This window comes from Paenibacillus residui (assembly GCF_042677205.1).
GTDB lineage: Bacteria > Bacillota > Bacilli > Paenibacillales > NBRC-103111 > Paenibacillus_L > Paenibacillus_L residui.
The window spans coordinates 24,346-41,348 of record NZ_JBHTIU010000002.1 but is presented as its reverse complement, the minus strand read 5'-3'; the positions used below and the strand labels follow the sequence as shown (position 1 = coordinate 41,348).

Sequence of the window (17,003 nt, the reverse complement as noted above, 5' to 3'; positions counted from 1 at the left end):
TAACCGTTGGTTGATTGCATCCTCCCGGTTATTCGACTCGTACGGCCTTCTTCTGGGCTATTAAACAAAGCTCGGCGGCCTTGAAGGCATGCTCCTGAGTCATGGCCTCCTCCGTCCTGTTCAGACAGTCCAGAATAAGCCGGCCGAAGTAAGGGAAGCCGACTTTGCCGCGGACGGATATATGCTGTTCCCCGTCCCGGTTAACCAAATAAACATGGTCCCCTTGCGGATCTCTGGCCACATCCGTATACTTGCGAAGCTCAATCGTTCCTTCCGTGCCCAGAATGATCGTTCTCCCGTCTCCCCACACCCCAAGGCCATCCGGAGTAAACCAGTCTACCCTGAAGTAATGGGTTGCTCCGTTATCTCCTATCAGAGTGGCATCTCCGAAATCCTCAAGCTCGGGATACTGTTTATTATGATAGTTTGCTACCTTGCTGCTGACCACCTCTGCTTCCTTCACGCCGGCAAAGGTAAGGAACTGTTCGATCTGATGGCTTCCGATATCACATAGAATGCCCCCGTACTGCTCCTTCCGAAAAAACCAATCCGGACGCGATGAAGCATTCAACCGGTGCGGACCGAGACCCAGCACCTGCAGAACCCGGCCGATTCTTCCTTCACGAATGAGCTGCTCGGCATACACGGAGCTTTCGACATGCAGCCGCTCGCTGTAGTACACCGCATATTTGCGCCCGGTTTCGCGAACCTTCACCCTGGCGGACTCCAGCTGCTCCAATGTAGTGAACGGAGCTTTGTCGGTGAAATAGTCTTTGCCGTGGTCCATAACCCGCAATCCCAACGCACAGCGTTCGGAAGGAATTTTGGCCCCGGCCACCAGCTTGATCTCCGGATCATTCAGTATTCTTTCTTCGCTATCGGCAATCTGCACCTGAGGATAGCGCTTTTGAAAATTGGCGCATTTCACCGGGTCCGGATCATATACCCATTTCAACTCGGCTCCTGCCTCCAGCAAGCCGTTGCACATCCCGTAAATATGTCCGTGATCCAGACCGATGGCGGCGATTTGAAATTCCCCTTTGCCGCAAACGGCATTCGCCTTGCCGGTCGGCGCGTAATTCATCCCATCTTTTGCTTGCATTCCTATTCTCCAGCTCCCTTCGACTAACTTCTGTTTATAGTGTAATGAATTGTCACCCAATTGGCAAAGCATCCTTTGGATAAATTTCTCAACATTTTGTAGTTTCAATCCTCCTGTTGATGTTTATTAACTTCATGAAGGCAAATCAAACAGAATGCCTCGAATGGATAAGGAGGAGAAATACGTGAAGAAAACCGGATTTTTGTTGTTGTCGGTAGTCATGGCGGTAATGTTGGTGTTGACCGGATGCGGAGACGGAGGCGGCAGCCCTGTAGATTCCGGAACGACTCCTTCTGAAAATGGAAGCACAGATCTCGGAACCGGCGGGAAGCTTAACGATTCTCTGGGAGATACGGATAAAGAAGCTCCCGGCAGCGATATCGGCGATAGCAAAGAGGGTACAGGAGACTAATCCTGTTCAAAAAAAGCGGGGCACCTTAAACAAGGTGCCTCTTTATTTTGTTTCCATTTATTTTCTTTTTGCCTATTTACAAAATATTCCGTCATATATTACAATACGAGTAAATATATTTGACCGAGTAATTTAAAGAGGATGTGTGACAGTATTGAATCAACTACCCTATTTAATGATCGATAAATTCGATCAGCTTAAAGCGTTGAGTGATCCGTTCCGGGCCCGAATCGTCATGCTGTTGATTGAAAACTCCTATACCGGGCAACAACTGGCGCAGCAACTGGAAATCCCCCGTTCGAAAATCCATTACCATCTCAATGAATTGGAAAAGAACGAATTGATTCGGGTCAACCGGACCGAAGTGAAGAACGGAATCATCCAGAAATTTTACCGTTCTGTCGCCAGAGGCTTCTTTCCGTCTCCCGACCTGCTCCCCCATGCCACAGAAGTCAGTGATTACTTCCGGGAGAGTACGATCTCCAGCTTGGACCGTGCCAAGTTAAGGGCTCTTTCCGCTCCCGAACGAGCTTTTCAGCATACTTCCCCCGACAAGAACTCCTGGCCCCGGACTTCAATGCAAGCCGAGGTAAGAGCAACGGAAGAACAATTCGTAGAATGGCTGCGCAAATTCAGGAAGCTGGTCGCTGAGCTAGCCGAAATAGAATGCGGGGATGAAGGAAATTTGTACTATATTTCTACGGTCGCTTTTGAAATTGACGAACCTTGGTTCAATATCGAAGACGAAAATCAAGGAGGGCTCTCCTTCGATGAGAACAGCGAGAAGATAGACCCGCCGAATAAAGAAAATCTTGATAAGCAGTAAATTTTATAGAGCAATAAGGAGGCTGGAACCATGTTCATGGATTATTGGGCGAAAGAGAAATTCGCCGAGGAAAGACAACGGGAAACCGAGAGAGAGGCCCGCCACCGTTGGAAGGAAATGTCGGATGCCTGCTCCCCTTCCACTATCGGAGCCGATGTCTCTTCCTACGAGTCTCTTCAACGGAAAGCAATGAGAGTGCTGGAGGACATGCTGAACAACGGCAAACCGGAGAACAGGCTGCGCGCAGCGGAGATTATTCTGAAAAATATGCCTAGGGCTGGGAGCGGCGGTATCTGCTGAAATGCCGTATCATTCGGAGGGCTTCCGAGCAAGCCCTCCTTAAACGTTGTGCCATTTCATTTACTACGGCCTTCCAGCGGCAAGCCTGCAATAAGGCGGCTTTTTAACGATAACCATTTATTCACGCCATGCTTACTCTATAGTGGGGGGAAAGCCTGCTCATTTACTACGGCCTTCCAGCAGCAAGCCTGCAATAAGGCGGCTTTTCAACCAACAACCATTTGTTCACGCCATGCTTACGCTATAGTGGGGGGAAAGCCTGCAATTCTGCATCCTTTTGGCCGTTGGACCCCGCGTCCGTAGCAAAGCCTGCGAAAATACATCTTTTTTCTCGTTCCGAGGGTGTTTGGGTGATTTTTTACTGAAATTGAAGTACTATCGCAGGCTTTTCGCTGAAGTGTTCCAAATCGACTCAAAATTGATGTATAATCGCAGGAATTCGGGCCCGCTATAATGGCGTTAAAGGAGTCACCGAGGGACGGACAAGCAAGCCGTTCTCAGACAGCTAATGCTTAGTATGATTAAATATTACTATGGCTTATATTCTTTCTCTTAAAATCCAACATTCTCCACTTTCCCACAAAATGGATTTTTTCTTAATTCTAAAGTACCATTTCCGCCCAGGAATCGAATCCTAACCCTTCCCCTTGCGTATAAAATACAACCAGGCAGCGAATCACCTTTCCATACAAGATATATTGCTATACATCTTTATACTTAATACATAGATTAGGGGAGTGGTGAGATGAGAAGGGCCGTCGGCTTGGTTTTCTTTGTGGTTATCTTGGCTCTGTTGGCGGGATGCAAAGAAGGCCGTTCCTTTACCATCGACAAGGTGGATATTCGGGCGCAGCTCCTGGAAGATGGGGATCTGTACGTCGAAGAACTGTATACTTACCAATTCAAGGGAGAGTTCAACGGTACTACGCGGAAGCTCAAGAGCGGCGGTCATGATGGGGTCGAGTTTTTCGAAGCTTATCTCCCGCCCGCGAACGCGAAGCTGGGTGGCTTTTCTTATAAGGAAGCCGATCGATTGACAACGGAGCTGAGTGATAATACTTATCGGATCCATACCAAGTCGAATGACGAAATCAAGCAGGTCTACTACCGGTACCGCCTGGATCATGCCGTTTGGAAATATTCGGATACCGCCGAATTCTACTGGGCTTTCTTCGATTCGGATAATGAGACCGATTTGCATAACATGTCCATCGAGATCATGCTGCCCCAACCGGTCGACTCGGGGGAAGTAAGCTATTTTTTTCATGATAAGACAGGAGGCCTCATTACCGGGACTTCCGGCCGTTCCATCCATTACGAGACGGAGCTGATGCCAGCCGGACAGAAGTCGGAGTTCCGCCTGTTGTTCCCTACAGAATGGCTGCCGGATTCCCCATTTTCGGCAGAAGAGAACCGCAAGGAGTCCATTCTCGCCCGGGAGCAGAAGCTGCAGAGCAGATACGAGCAGCGCGGGGAAAAACTCGCCTACGCGGAAGACATAATAAAAATAGCTTCCGGCATGATTCTGCTGGGCATTCTTTATCTCGCCCTGCTGACTCCCTACAAGCTGACGGGCTTAGCCGGCAGGCATATTTCACGGGATGAGCTGGAAGCCCTCGATCCTTTGTTCGTCGCTTATATACACCGTAACGGCAAACTGATTCCAAAGGACATTACCGCCGGCCTGTTTTCCTTATACCAAAAGGGCTGGATAGAAATCAGGAAAATTCCTGCCAGTCTACATTATAGACAAGATCCGAAGGCACCGAATGAAACGTTCCGATTTACATTCATCGGCGACCAACGCCTGCTTAATGAATATGAACGGGATTTCGTCGGTTGGCTGTTTAAGAATATACCCGGAAGAAATCGTTCCTTCTCTTTGGAATCCATCTGTGGACCGTCCAAAGAGGAACGCAATAATGGCAAAGCGATGGAAGCTTACCGCAAAAGAAAGAAGAAATTCGATGAGAGATTCGAGGCCTGGAAACAAAAGGTGCTGCATCATGAACGGTTCGCTCCGTTCTTCAAGAATAATAAGGCGGTTGCATGGGTAGTGCCGATACTGACCGTCTTCCTCTATGCCATGACCCTATATCTCTACTATGCGGAGGTAAGCTCGTGGACCGCTATGGGCTGGGCCGGCGTTATTCTTGGGGCGGCTGCCGCAGTCACTGTAGCATTATGGCGGTCGACCCGGACTTTTATGATCTACGGTGCCATATGCTTCTTTAACGTCGCCATGGTCACCTTTAGCAATGCTATATTTCTGTTTGTAGGAACGATCCTTCTGTCCATGATTCTCCGGCTGCTGCTGCCGCTGCGAGTCCCTACTTCGGAAGGTGCCCCCTACAAAGCAGCCGTGGCCAAATGGAGAAGAGCGCTGAAACGTAAAAGGTACCCCGCAGGGACAGAAGCTGCCCGGTTGGAACGGCTGATGCAGTATGCTCTTATTCTCAACATCTCCAAGCCGTTCGCCAAGCATCATGCGAGCTTCGAGAGCTACAAGGAGCTGGAGAAGGCGTTCCCTCTAATCTCCATTCCGCATAGTACAACGAAATCTTTCAATCACACCTATGATTCCTGGAGTACGTGGGGGGGCTCGTATAGCTCCGGGGGAGGCAGCAGCTCTGGAGGTGGTGGAGGCGGAGGCGATTCCGGGGGTGGGGGCGGTGCCGGCGCTTTCTAGCTTGGTTGGATGATTCACCTGTCAAAATCAGCCCCGGGAAGCAGCAGCCGAGGCCTTCTTTCCATAGGAGGTCCGGCTGCTGTTTTTATTGTGGCCCATTAGATAGCGTCAAACAAGTGATCCCCATTTATTTCCTATTCCCGAGATTATCGGTTAGACATAAGTGATTGCTGCCTTTATTGGGTCCCAATTACGGATGATGTTCTCGATACAGACCTCTTATTGGGTTCGTTCTTGGTTATGCTTTCGAAAACAATACAAAGTGCATCGGACGGACTTTCCGCCCATTCAGATGCACGGTGCGAGCAAACAAACATCGCTTCAAGCAGCGAACCTGTTCCATAACATTCAGCCTTCGGAACGGAGTCGGGATTCCGTGATCTCCTTCAGCCTCCGCTGTACAAGATGAACGGCTATGGCATCGTCCAAATAGCCGAACGGAAAGATATAATCCGGTATAATATCGGTCGATAAAATAAAATAAAGCAGCCCGCTGCCGAGAACGGCCCGCTCCTCCGGCGACGCCTGCCCCTCTTCATAGATTCGGTACATATCGCTTAATTGATTTATGAAAGGCCCCGCCCCGCTTACCTGATCCAGCTTGGCCCGAAAATCGCTATGGATGACCTGCTGCCCTTCCTTGGTCCGGGCATATTGCTCGTATTTGTTCAGCTCCTGTTCGATCCGCTCTACCGTAAAATGCTCGTGGAACCATTGGGAAGAGGCCAGCACCTCATAAATAATCGAGACGATTTCATCGATCTGAGACGGATTTTCCTCCAGCGGCTCCCCGACCGCATAGCCTGCCGCCCGAAACAACTGCTCCGCCGGCACCTGCAAATGATCGGACAGCTTGCGCAGATGGTCCGGCTTGGCCTGCTGTTTGCCATTGATAATCCGTGAAATGGTCGCTGTATGAATACCGGTCCGTTCACTCAATTTCCGCATCGAGAGCGAACGCTCCCGCAGCAGGTCCTTCAGCAACGAGCCGAGAGGAAGCTCCCTGGAATCGACTGACATCGTCTGCTTCCCTCCTTATGGGCATAGAAATGCCATCTGTATAGACTAGTCTATACAGTCTACGAACCCCTGCCGGACAGTATGACAAAAATGGAATTTCCTTCCCGCTCGGGATCATAAAGAAAGAGAGGTAAGGCAGAGACAGGACTCGAAACAAGAGTTAACGGGGAAAAGAATCAAGGCTCCGGGGCACGACCCTCCGAAGCCTTCTTCCATTAAAATGCACCTCTAGCATAGCGACTTTTAACAAGCCTTAACGAACTACTTGGATTCTGCATCGGAGCGGTAAGTGAACAGAAACTCCGGCGCATCGGCAAAGATATCATTGATTTCCTCAACAATATCGACCCACTTTCCTCCGCGGGCCATCGTAAGTGCCAAATCGTCCGCCGTATTCTCCACATGATAGCCATCCAAAAGCTGTGCCGTCCGAGAGAAAAGCTCATGAGCGGTGCGAAGGTAATTCAATTCCTCCTCCTGCAGCGGCCCCTCGTGACTTCCTATCCTCCCCAACGCATTATTGATCTCCGTGAACCAGGCTTGTGGAGTATATTTTATCGTTCGGAACGGCTTCCCCTTGATCTCTTCCGCCCCTGCAATTAAGGCGGGGATGGCCCGATTGGAGCGGTAAGCCAAGCCTACCTGATACTTATAGCCCAGCCTCTGTTCCATCTCGTGTTCCTGAAGCAGGCTTCCGGTGGCATCGCGCAGGATTCCGGCAAACATAATCGCATCATAGTAATGCAGAATTAACTGCTTGCCCCGGTCTACTTCCGCTTGCTGACGTTCCTTCATGTTATGATTGATAAAATATAGATTCCAGGCGGCACTTGCCAGCAATAGAAGCGTCAGTACCGGTAGCATTAATTTTCTCCTTGTAGTCAAACGGATCAACTCTCATTCTTTATAAACTGCTTGCTCACATTATGAAAAAACATAGGTGTATCCGCTGCGGCCGTCAGGTTTTCAGGACAGCGGCGGAACCCCTATAGTATATACCATAAACTGGATGGCATCAATTGTTTGGCTCGAACAGTATACCCCGAGTCTCATTCGCCGAAGAACGGGACTTATACCGATTCGGAAATCTATATCCAAGGGCGTGTAACCCAAGAAGAGCTGGAGAAAATCGTTTTATCCATGATCGGCAAGAGCAAATAATACCCCCTCCCGGCTCTACCCACAGCCGCCCATGCCGGACACACAAGAGGGGTTGTCTCATAAGTTTAACTATGATTTTTCAAGCCCCACCTAGAGTTAAATTTGGCTACTGAAAAAGGACCCCGTTCCCACCCATAGTGGAACTTGAGGTCCTTTTTGCTTCATTTTTGGGATGTTCCTGTTTTATGTGACGCTTCTGGGATAGCCCCTTGCCACGGAGCCTCTATAACGGTTAATCGCCCTTCTTCGGTCCGTTGCCGTTTTTCTTCGCAACTTGAATTTGCAATCGCTCGGAAGCAACCTTCTTACCGTTCAGAGTGACCTCGGCCCATATCTCCGCCGTTCCCGTCTTCTGTGTGACGACCATTCCGTCTTCTACCCTCGCTATCTTGTAATCTGTAGTGAAGTAACGGATTTCCGCCCCCGCCAGATCGACAGGCTCGGATGAATTGAGATAGCCTTGGATTTCCAGCGGAACGCGGTCTTTCCGTTTGATTTCCTCCTGGTCGATAGAGAGGACAACCCTTTCCAGCTCATAGGCGGGACCGTAAATCCCTGTCTCGGTAATGCTGTTCCACATATTCTGATTGTTGCCGAATCCATTGACCCGGACATAACGGGCATTCACCGGAGCAATCGGATACACCTCGTGATCCTTTGTTCTGCCTGAGCTGGAGCCGTCGAATACTTTCGTCCACTGCTCCCCGTCTGCGGAAACCTCAATGTTGAAAAAGCCGGTTCTGGTATCGCCGTTGTACCAGGCCAAGCTGACGGCCGTCACTTCGCGGATCTCTCCGAGATCATAGCTTATCCATTGCTTACCCGAGGCCGACCAGCGCGTCTCCAGATTGCCGTCTATCGTATTCTCCGGCACGTTGCCATCGTCTTCGCTTGCGGCGACCGAAGCTATCGGCCAGGAAGGACGGTCCGCAGGAATCCCGTACTGGGCCTGGCTCGTAAAGTAGATATAATAGACTCCCTCGCTTCGTACACCGGACGGGTCCGTAACGGTTATGCGAGCCATACCCGGAATTTGCTCCGCCTGCCGAACATGAACCTGATGCCCGTCCACAGATGGAACGGCATTGACGACAGGGGGCTTCTCCTGATCCGCCGGCAGTTCCATTTCATATACATATTTCTTGGATTTGAAACGGGCCACCGGCTGACCGTCGACCGTTATGCCCCCAGCCTCGGCCAACTCCCCTTCCATGACCTGCCATTGATCGAGCGGCACAACCGCCGGCGCCTGCTGCGGCAGGGGCTCTCCCGGCATGAGAGGCACCATCCAGACGCTGATCGTCGTGTTCAATACCCCCTCCATATGGATGGCCAGCTTCCGGACCCCGATATTCGGATTCTGGCCGGAAGGATTCGGAGAGGTAGGCAAGGGCTCGGCCGGCATGACGCTGAACTTCGCCTCTCCCGGGGACAAGATTTTGACCAGCAAACGCTTGTCGCCATAACTCAACACGGCCGAGGTTCCCGTATCGTCTATATCGATATTCGCCCGTGTATGCATGAACCAATACAGCTCGGAAGGCACCTTGTTCTCCACTTCATCCTGAACGAGAAACTGCCTCCGATGATCCAGAAGCGCCGTGCCTCTGCGGACGGACACTGCCTGATCCCGATAAGCGGGCGTCATATCCGTTATCGCAAACGCGCCTTGCGGGCGGTTGAATTCGCTGCGGACGATTTCGGAAACGGCCGCTTCCCTCTGATCCGCTCTGGCGGACGGCTGGATCACCAACGTGTTATGGCCTTCCGCACGCTTGCGGTAATAATTCCATCGGGCGCCGTTAACCCCGTTGTCCCAATAACCGGGAACATTATAGTCTTCACTGCCGAAGTCTTCGGCCCAACGGACACCATACGCATCGAAGACGAACGATCCGGTATCCAGGTCGCCATGCGGAGCGCCGTTCACTCCTCCCTTGAAGCCGACGAATAAGCCGTACCGGTCATTCCAGGAGCTCCGCATCGTGACGGCCTTGGGACGCCCGAAGTAGCGGTCCAGGTCGGCAGGCTCGGCCGCTCCGTATATTTCCGGGCGATACCATAACAGATCATACATTCCGGCAGCCACGTTATTCTCTGTGGCGAACCGGTGATAGCCCGTATATTCCGGCTTGTCAAACCGGTTGGCAAACCAGAGCAGCAGTCGCCCGGGCACCAATCCCGCACTATTATCGGAATAATTAAATCCTCCCGTTGACCCGGCTATATAGATCGGGAACTCGGGGGTTTCGAACAGGCCGTCCCGTTCGGCGAACCCGTAATCATGCCCGACCGCCGTCTCCAGAGCGGACAGGAAATAGACCAGGGAAATCGTACCGTACTCCCAATAAGCAGGGCCTTCGATGGCCGAGCCGTCGGGGGCATACTGGGTAAGCCCGTATTGAATCGACTTGAAAGCTTCGCGGAGAATCAGGCCGGCCAATTGTTCCTCTTCATCGGCAATGGCAAGGGCGCCCAGGGCCATTCCGCCATTGGAGACGAAGTTCCAATTGTCACGGTTATAGACCCACCAGTACGTTTTGTCGATGTACATCGGAACGGCAGGCTTCAATCCCTTGTTGACGATCGCCTGGCGCACCGTCGCCCGCTGCTCCTCGCTCAAATAGCTGTACAGCCAATCATAGCCAAGCGCAATTCCGTGCGTCATCGTCGCGGTGTCGAGGAAATGCTGCGGACTCCAATCCGGATAGGCATCGGAGGCAGCATATTCCAATTCCACCCAGGCTCGTTCCGCATATTTGGAATCCTGTGTGATCTGGTAAACGAAGGCCAAGGTAGCCACACGCTTCGCAGCCGTAGAATCCAGCCTCAAACCGTCCGGCTTCCGATACACCGCCGGGGGCTGGGGCAATATGCTGTCGGCTTCCTTCCGCACCCCTTCAAACCAGGAAGCCGCCCTATCATCCGAGGATACCAGATTCCGAATCCGTTCGAAGTCGCTCGCTTCAGCCAACAGCCTCGGATGCTGATTGCCCGGATTGCTTGCCTTGATCTCCGCTATGATCTCCTCTGCCGTCGGGGCCGTGTACAGACGGACGATCGTCCGGCCGGTTCCGCCATGCGGGTCGGAGGCCGTTACCGTGAAGGAATCGGCACCAACGTATTCCGCATTCGGGGTATACGTCCATTTTCCGCTCTCCTCCATCGATAACCGGCCGTGCTGCGGCTGCTGCTCCACCGTGAAGACCAGCGGGTCGCCGTCCGGATCGGACGCCGCTATCTGCCCGGAGACAGGTGTGTTCTTATCCGTAGGCTGAATACCTTCCTCCAGAACGGGCGCATGGTTGACCGGATGCACAAGGACCGTCACCTTGGAAACGGCAAAGGAACCCCTGCCATCCTCTACGGCCACCAAAAAGCTGTCGGTACCCGTGAAGGAATCGTTCGGATAATAAGACCAATGGCCGTCGGCCTGGACATAGACCACACCTTGTGCGGCGTCCATCGCCTTCCAATAGACAAGCGGAAGCCCCTGTTCCGACACGCCCTCTATCCGGCCGCTTGCGTATTCGTTCTTGTTAACATCTGCCGAGTAATCGAACACCGCAATCCCCCTCTGATTCCCGACCAGAACTACACAAGAAGCGGTATGCCCCCCGTCTGCGGTTACTGCCTTAATGACGGCAATCCCTTCGGAGTGCGCCGTGACCATTCCCTCCTCCACAGATGCCACGTCGGAATTGGAGCTGTTCCATTCCACGGCGGGATTAGAAGCATTAGGAGGAGTCAAGTAGACATTCACGGTGACCGATTGCCCTATTTGAAGCGAAACCTGCTCTTGATCCAAACGGATTCCCTCCACAGAGTGCCAAGGCACCATCCGTATGTCGTCAAACCAAACCTTGCCGGTGCCCGTCTCCAGAAAATTCTCGATTTTCACTGCGGAAACAGCAGCGTTGTCCGGGATTTGAACGACGCGTTCCAGCAAGGTCCAATCGTTCGTTCCCCGCAGCGTATCCAAATAGACGAGATCGCCCACCCTTTTCCCGCCGGAATCGGTAAATTGCAGCCTCGTCACTCCGCCGCCGGTCGCTTCTTCTGTCTTTATCCAGAGCTGCAGCTTTACAGCTCGTCCGATATGCTCGGGCTTCAAAGGCACACTCTGAACGACGGCCGCTCTAGACGGCTGTTCCGCGGAGATTCTGAGCGAAGTTTGCCCGGAATGATAAACTTCATTGTCTGCCTGAATGGAAGGAGAACCGCTGGCTATCCAATTAGACCAATTAATGAAGCCGCCCTTATCATCCCTTTTCTCGAAATCGCCGTTCATCACCATCTCCTCACCGATCGGCCCGGATTCCACCCCGATCAGCAGGGCATCGTCAAACCATGCCGTCCCGGTGCCGGTTTCCAGGAAATTTTCAATTTTGACGCCGGCCACTGCACTATCCTTGGGAACGAAAATGGTTCCTTCGATTTGAATCCAATCCGCCGTTCCCTGAACCTTCTTCAGTTCAATCAGGTCGCCTGTGCGCCCTCCGTTCTGATTAATGAGAAACATCCGGTTGAATGCCCCGCTGCCTGTCACGTTTTCCGTTTTGATCCATTGCGAAAATTTAAAATGACGTCCTTTCAATTCGTCCGGAATAAGGACATTTTGATATAAACTGGCCCGGCTGGGCTCTGCGGCATGTATTCGGAACGATCGGTTACCCTCCTTCGCTATCGTATCGTCCACTGTAAACTCCGGGTTTCCACTGAAGCGATAAGGCGTCCAACCTGCGGGGATCCCGCCGCTCTCTACCTCATACCCTCCATTCTGCAATAAATTGTCCGGCTCCGGGGATTCCGCATAAACTAACTGTCCCCATCCGGCAAACAGGGTTCCCACCAGCAATGTAAGCGTTAGCAAAACTGCCGTTCCGGAAAACCATTTCCTTGGAATCAAACATACCATCTCCTTTATTTAGGTAGTCGACTCCATAGTAAATGATTGTATATCCGTTGATAACTATACATATTCAAGATAGCCTATCCACATTTAAGATTTATCTATCCCATAGAGGCTGTCGATTCATTGTGGGAAAGGTGTACAACAGGATGTTGTACTAGTGAAAAGTCCAACAGCGAAAACATAACGGACCTGGGAGACCCTATTTCGTCAAAATAGGCGATTTTTTTAGACTAACGGACACCGTTGCGCTTATTTCATTGAAATCCTCATACTTTCGCCTGCATTTCTTGGGAATAAGGTCATCTGGTTCCGTTAAAATTTCCGAAAGGACCTTGTGGAGCAATTAAGGTCTCTGGGGTCCGTTATAACCAAACCTTGTAGGTTTACGCATGATCTTTGGTTGTACACCTTTATTCGACAGCCTCCCATAATCTCATAGCTGCATTGTTCTATACTTCCTTATGCGGTACGGCCGTACCCTCCCCCTCCGAATATCGCTTCATCAGCTTGGCTTGATGGGCCGACGCAATCTCCTCCAGGGAAACGTCGTACAGGTTGGCGAGCAGAATGACATTGCCCAGCACGTCTCCCAGTTCCTCCACAAGCTCCTGCTCCAGCTCCGGCAAAGGCCGGTCCGTTTCGTCCGGACGGTCCCTTCCTATTTCCAAGGCGCGAACCGCTCTGGCGACCTCCCCCGTCTCCTCCATCAGAAAGCCGACCCGGATGAATGGACCGTATTCGGACCAGCCCCTCTGCCTGTAAAACTGCCGCACCCATCTCTGGAATTCCTCTAGCTCCATATCGTTCTCCTTGTCATTTCCTTGTCATATGAAAAAGTTTATACTAACATATTGTATGTCACTGACAATATAGATACAAGATATAGTATATTTGGAGGGAAACTTATGAAAAGAGTATGCGTCTATGCCGGTTCCAACCCGGGGAATGACCCGGCTTACGAGCAAGCCGCCGTTCAGTTGGGCGTCAAGCTGGCGGAGAAAGGCTTGGAACTCGTGTATGGCGGTTCCTCGGTCGGTTTGATGGGACGAATCGCCAATTCGGTGCTGAATCAAGGGGGAGGAGCCATCGGTGTCATGCCAAAGGGCCTGTTCCGCGGAGAGGTGGTCCATACCGGCTTGACCCAGCTATATGAAGTTAACGGAATGCATGAGCGGAAGGCCAAGATGATGGAATTGTCCGATGCTTTCATCGCTCTGCCGGGGGGCTACGGCACCTTGGAGGAAGTATTCGAGGTCGTAAGCTGGGGGCAGCTCGGCATTCACAGCAAGCCGCTTGGACTGTTGAATATTAAAGGTTATTATCAGCCTCTGGTAGATATGGTCGACAACGGCGTCAAAGCCGGCTTTATTCCCGCTGCCCAATCCCGGCTTCTGATTGTGGAAGAGGACCCGGATATTCTTCTGGACCGCTTGGCCTCCTATGAGCCGCCTGAAGGTGTGAACAAGTGGAGTGAGCTGCCCCCGGCTTAAGGCTTCCGGGCATTATGATTTCAACTCAGAAGAAACCTGTCCAACTGATTGAGTTTCCAAAAGTGAATCATCAGATCACGCTGAGCATGATCCACAAGATCAATGAATTTCTTGATAACCCCTCACTGCCACTCTAAAGAATACAAAAAACAAACCGGCCTCCGCGATTATGGCAGCCGGTTTTTTCACCATACAATACAAAGAAAGTCTATGTCCTACTATTGTTCGTCGCTGCTACTCTACTTATCACTGAATCCTTTGCCGATCACCGTTTTTTTGTCCAAATCGACATATACGACGAAATTTCCGACGGAAGGAGTCTCCGTATGATTAAAAGTAACGGAGTACACTTCTTTACCGGAATAGCTGCTGCCCAACAAGGTAGCCAAGTCTTCATTAACCGTCACTTTCTCCACTACCGAATCCTTCGGGCTCACGGGAATGAGCTGTTCTTCCTCCTCCGTCAAACTGCTATAGGCCACCATTTCGATCGGCCGCTCCATACTTTGAGATTGAAATGCACATCCGCTTAAAGCCATCGCCGAAAGAAGCAGCACTGGAATCCATCTCAGCCTCTTCAACATATTCGACCTATCCCTTCCTTTCCAATAGACCATCGCAGTTAACCGTCGAGGGCTTCCCGTCTTCGGGCCGCCGCATGGTTTGATCCCGTTCAATTCAAATTCTGCAGAAAGACAGCCGCATTCCAGTACCTTCTGGCCAAAGACTGAAAATAGGAGGTTTGCACGGAAATCGTCGCTATAAAGATCATATGACTGACCGCCTCCCGCTGCTCTTCTTCCAATCCCGTCAGTGTCGAGGCGAATTGATCCGCTCTATGCTTGATCAGATTTTCCAGCATATGATCCTGGTTCCGCATCCCGCTCTCATGCCCGGACAGATCCAGCACCTGATCGTTGTTGGCGTCCAAATCTTCGAATATGGAAGAATAAGCGGAGTAAAGCTGCAGGGGGCGGATCAAATCATCGGCCTCGATATGCGGGTCGTTGAATACCAGGGCCAGCAGCTTGCGGATCGATTCAAAATCGAGAGCAGCCTTTAAATCTTCGATAATAAACAGAATAGCGGTTTGGTCGATCGAATACTTCTTTCCGAGCCGGGGAGAGCCGATCCAGTCTTTAAAGTCGCGTTTCACCCAATTTTGCACGGAAGTAACGGAGAAATGAGTGTATTCAATCTGATTCCCCATGGCAACAATATCCGTAAGGGAGAAGCCTTCTCCTCTTTGTTTCATTTTAATCATTTTCTCAAAAATCGGAGGCAGTGAGGTCGACATAAACGCCCCCAGCGATTTACCGTCCCTAATGTCGATTTGATGGGCTCTGGACCACGCTTCCCGCAGTACAGCCAGAGGGGTTTTATCGATTTGGCCGGCCAGCGAGAGCAAGAGACCCGCCATCTGCTTGCGGGTTAATTGAAACATCTGCATTGTGTTCTCCCCCTCACATTTCAAGTTCATACGAACTTATAATAAGACCTGTCGAAAAGAATGTCAAAGCGCTAGAAAATAAAAGTGCGGGCTCAGTACATAAGTTTAATGCAAGCATTCTGTCCTATTCGGCACAATATGAACCAAAATGAGCTTTGCAAATTGCCGGGAAAGTTCATATTATAGGTTCATAAGAACTTGTATTTGGAAAGCTCACAAAAAATGAACTCAGGAGATGGAAATGATCGCTTTTAACTTAGTTTTGGTTGCTATTCTTATTATCGCAACGGCCTTCTTCGTCGCTACCGAATTTGCCATCGTCAAAATCCGCCCCAGTCTGGTTGATCAAATGGTGCAGGAAAAACGCAAGAACGCCCTCGCCGTCAAGAAAGTCATTCAAAATCTGGACGGCTATCTCTCCGCCTGCCAGCTCGGGATTACGATTACGGCCCTCGGCCTCGGCTGGCTTGGGGAACCGACGGTCGAACGGCTGCTGGATCCTCTGCTCGCTCCGTTGAATTGGCCGGGTGAGGCTGTTTCCTTCGTCTCGTTCATTATCGCCTTTATCTCGGTTACTTATTTGCACGTGGTGCTCGGCGAATTAGCCCCTAAGACCGTCGCTATCCAGAAAGCCGAGTGGATCAGTCTGGTGACTGCCCGTCCCATTATTTTCTTCTATAAAATCATGTATCCCTTCATCTGGCTGCTGAACGGATCGGCCAACGGCATTGTCCGCTTGTTCGGCATGAAGCCGGCCAAAGAGCACGAAGAAGCTCACTCCGAGGAAGAGCTGCGGATTATTCTGACGGAAAGCTATGAAGGCGGAAAAATTAATAAAACCGAGTACGGATATGTAGAGCGGATTTTCGCTTTCGACGATCTGCTGGCCAAGGAAATTATGGTCCCCCGCACGGATATGGTTTGCTTGAGTCTGGATAAACCGCTGGAGGAAAATCTTCGCATCATTAAAGAAGAGCAGTATACCCGTTTTCCCGTCATGAAAGAGAACAAGGACTATATCGTGGGAATGATCAATACCAAGCGCTTCTTCCTGTCCCGCGATGACCAGCCCGACCTGGCGCTGGAGGATATGCTTCAGCCGGTCATTACCGTTTCCGAAGCGATGCCGATCAAGCATCTGCTCAAGAAGATGCAGAAGGAACGGGCTCATATGGCAGTTCTGGCCGATGAATACGGCGGAACGTCCGGGATGATTACGATTGAAGATATTCTGGAAGAGATTGTCGGAGACATTCGTGACGAGTTCGATGCGGATGAAAAGACGGAGATCGAAAGAATCGATGACCATCATCTGATCGTGGACGGCAAAGTGACGATTACTCATATTAATGACCTGCTAAATACAGAGATCGAAACCGAAAATCTGGACACGATCGGCGGCTGGCTCTACGGGCAGAATACAGAGTTAAAAAAGGGCGAGGAGTGGAGATATCACAATTTGACCTTCATTATCCGGGAAAAGGAAAAGCACCGGATTCGCAAGGTGGAAATTATTAAGCATCCGGAGGAGGCTCCCGATAAGGAGGAAATAACGGAGCAGGATTAATCGGCGGATGGAGCATAACGGCATTTGGATTTCCGGGCTTTCCCTCTTCTTCCAATGAAGAACAGGGGGCC

At 51.0% G+C, this 17,003-nt stretch carries 14 protein-coding genes; 7 read left to right on the top strand and 7 right to left on the bottom strand.

The window, feature by feature from the left end; all coding sequences use genetic code 11:
* Positions 1-28: 28 nt before the first annotated feature.
* Complete coding sequence (locus ACFQ03_RS00850) at positions 29-1,102, bottom strand: Gfo/Idh/MocA family protein (protein WP_144935455.1); 1,074 nt, start codon at positions 1,100-1,102, stop codon at positions 29-31.
* A gap of 184 nt (positions 1,103-1,286) precedes the next feature.
* On the opposite strand from ACFQ03_RS00850, the gene ACFQ03_RS00845 reads away from it, so the two are divergent.
* The 4 genes from ACFQ03_RS00845 to ACFQ03_RS00830 all read left to right on the top strand — a co-directional run bounded on the left by ACFQ03_RS00845 (position 1,287) and on the right by ACFQ03_RS00830 (position 5,329).
* Positions 1,287-1,514 carry a hypothetical protein gene (locus ACFQ03_RS00845; RefSeq protein WP_144935458.1) on the top strand — a complete coding sequence of 76 codons (228 nt, stop codon included), beginning with the start codon at positions 1,287-1,289 and terminating at the stop codon, positions 1,512-1,514.
* Between the two features lie 154 nt (positions 1,515-1,668).
* Entirely contained in the window at positions 1,669-2,340 is a 672-nt protein-coding gene (locus ACFQ03_RS00840; RefSeq protein WP_144935461.1) for an ArsR/SmtB family transcription factor, read from the top strand.
* 30 nt (positions 2,341-2,370) lie between these two features.
* Positions 2,371-2,640: a hypothetical protein gene (locus ACFQ03_RS00835; protein ID WP_144935464.1), complete on the top strand. Its 270-nt coding sequence runs from the start codon at positions 2,371-2,373 to the stop codon at positions 2,638-2,640.
* Positions 2,641-3,385: 745 nt separating this feature from the next.
* Positions 3,386-5,329: a DUF2207 domain-containing protein gene (locus ACFQ03_RS00830; protein WP_379285497.1), complete on the top strand. Its 1,944-nt coding sequence runs from the start codon at positions 3,386-3,388 to the stop codon at positions 5,327-5,329.
* Between the two features lie 348 nt (positions 5,330-5,677).
* On the opposite strand, the gene ACFQ03_RS00825 is transcribed toward ACFQ03_RS00830, so the two are convergent.
* Both ACFQ03_RS00825 and ACFQ03_RS00820 read right to left on the bottom strand, forming a co-directional pair.
* Positions 5,678-6,349 carry a helix-turn-helix domain-containing protein gene (locus tag ACFQ03_RS00825; RefSeq protein ID WP_144935472.1) on the bottom strand — a complete coding sequence of 224 codons (672 nt, stop codon included), beginning with the start codon at positions 6,347-6,349 and terminating at the stop codon, positions 5,678-5,680.
* A 261-nt stretch (positions 6,350-6,610) separates the two neighbouring features.
* Positions 6,611-7,213 carry a hypothetical protein gene (locus tag ACFQ03_RS00820; RefSeq protein WP_379285495.1) on the bottom strand — a complete coding sequence of 201 codons (603 nt, stop codon included), beginning with the start codon at positions 7,211-7,213 and terminating at the stop codon, positions 6,611-6,613.
* Positions 7,214-7,372: 159 nt separating this feature from the next.
* On the opposite strand from ACFQ03_RS00820, the gene ACFQ03_RS00815 reads away from it, so the two are divergent.
* Positions 7,373-7,510 (top strand): hypothetical protein, encoded by a 138-nt coding sequence (locus tag ACFQ03_RS00815; RefSeq protein ID WP_379285493.1) that lies wholly within the window; start codon positions 7,373-7,375, stop codon positions 7,508-7,510.
* Between the two features lie 232 nt (positions 7,511-7,742).
* On the opposite strand, the gene ACFQ03_RS00810 is transcribed toward ACFQ03_RS00815, so the two are convergent.
* Complete coding sequence (locus tag ACFQ03_RS00810; RefSeq protein WP_379285491.1) at positions 7,743-12,419, bottom strand: Ig-like domain-containing protein; 4,677 nt, start codon at positions 12,417-12,419, stop codon at positions 7,743-7,745.
* Between the two features lie 455 nt (positions 12,420-12,874).
* The gene (locus ACFQ03_RS00805; protein ID WP_379285489.1) at positions 12,875-13,225 is read right to left on the bottom strand and encodes a MazG nucleotide pyrophosphohydrolase domain-containing protein; all 351 of its coding nucleotides are present in this window, start codon (positions 13,223-13,225) and stop codon (positions 12,875-12,877) included.
* Between the two features lie 105 nt (positions 13,226-13,330).
* Here ACFQ03_RS00805 and ACFQ03_RS00800 point away from each other — a divergent pair, with 105 nt between their 5' ends.
* Positions 13,331-13,915: an LOG family protein gene (locus ACFQ03_RS00800; protein ID WP_379285487.1), complete on the top strand. Its 585-nt coding sequence runs from the start codon at positions 13,331-13,333 to the stop codon at positions 13,913-13,915.
* Between the two features lie 239 nt (positions 13,916-14,154).
* On the opposite strand, the gene ACFQ03_RS00795 is transcribed toward ACFQ03_RS00800, so the two are convergent.
* Entirely contained in the window at positions 14,155-14,499 is a 345-nt protein-coding gene (locus tag ACFQ03_RS00795) for a hypothetical protein (protein WP_379285485.1), read from the bottom strand.
* Positions 14,500-14,588: 89 nt separating this feature from the next.
* On the bottom strand, positions 14,589-15,365 hold the full coding sequence (locus ACFQ03_RS00790) for a DUF1836 domain-containing protein (RefSeq protein ID WP_379285483.1): 777 nt from the start codon (positions 15,363-15,365) through the stop codon (positions 14,589-14,591).
* Between the two features lie 241 nt (positions 15,366-15,606).
* On the opposite strand from ACFQ03_RS00790, the gene ACFQ03_RS00785 reads away from it, so the two are divergent.
* Entirely contained in the window at positions 15,607-16,932 is a 1,326-nt protein-coding gene (locus ACFQ03_RS00785; RefSeq protein ID WP_379285481.1) for a hemolysin family protein, read from the top strand.
* The last annotated feature ends 71 nt before the right edge of the window (positions 16,933-17,003 follow it).

Coding starts and splice junctions, on each gene's coding strand:
- ACFQ03_RS00850 (WP_144935455.1), bottom strand. CDS start 1,102: ATGCAAGCAAAAGATGGGATGAATTACGCGCCGACCGGCAAGGCGAAT.
- ACFQ03_RS00825 (WP_144935472.1), bottom strand. CDS start 6,349: ATGTCAGTCGATTCCAGGGAGCTTCCTCTCGGCTCGTTGCTGAAGGAC.
- ACFQ03_RS00830 (WP_379285497.1), top strand. CDS start 3,386: ATGAGAAGGGCCGTCGGCTTGGTTTTCTTTGTGGTTATCTTGGCTCTG.
- ACFQ03_RS00805 (WP_379285489.1), bottom strand. CDS start 13,225: ATGGAGCTAGAGGAATTCCAGAGATGGGTGCGGCAGTTTTACAGGCAG.
- ACFQ03_RS00790 (WP_379285483.1), bottom strand. CDS start 15,365: ATGCAGATGTTTCAATTAACCCGCAAGCAGATGGCGGGTCTCTTGCTC.
- ACFQ03_RS00820 (WP_379285495.1), bottom strand. CDS start 7,213: ATGCTACCGGTACTGACGCTTCTATTGCTGGCAAGTGCCGCCTGGAAT.
- ACFQ03_RS00835 (WP_144935464.1), top strand. CDS start 2,371: ATGTTCATGGATTATTGGGCGAAAGAGAAATTCGCCGAGGAAAGACAA.
- ACFQ03_RS00785 (WP_379285481.1), top strand. CDS start 15,607: ATGATCGCTTTTAACTTAGTTTTGGTTGCTATTCTTATTATCGCAACG.
- ACFQ03_RS00800 (WP_379285487.1), top strand. CDS start 13,331: ATGAAAAGAGTATGCGTCTATGCCGGTTCCAACCCGGGGAATGACCCG.
- ACFQ03_RS00795 (WP_379285485.1), bottom strand. CDS start 14,499: ATGTTGAAGAGGCTGAGATGGATTCCAGTGCTGCTTCTTTCGGCGATG.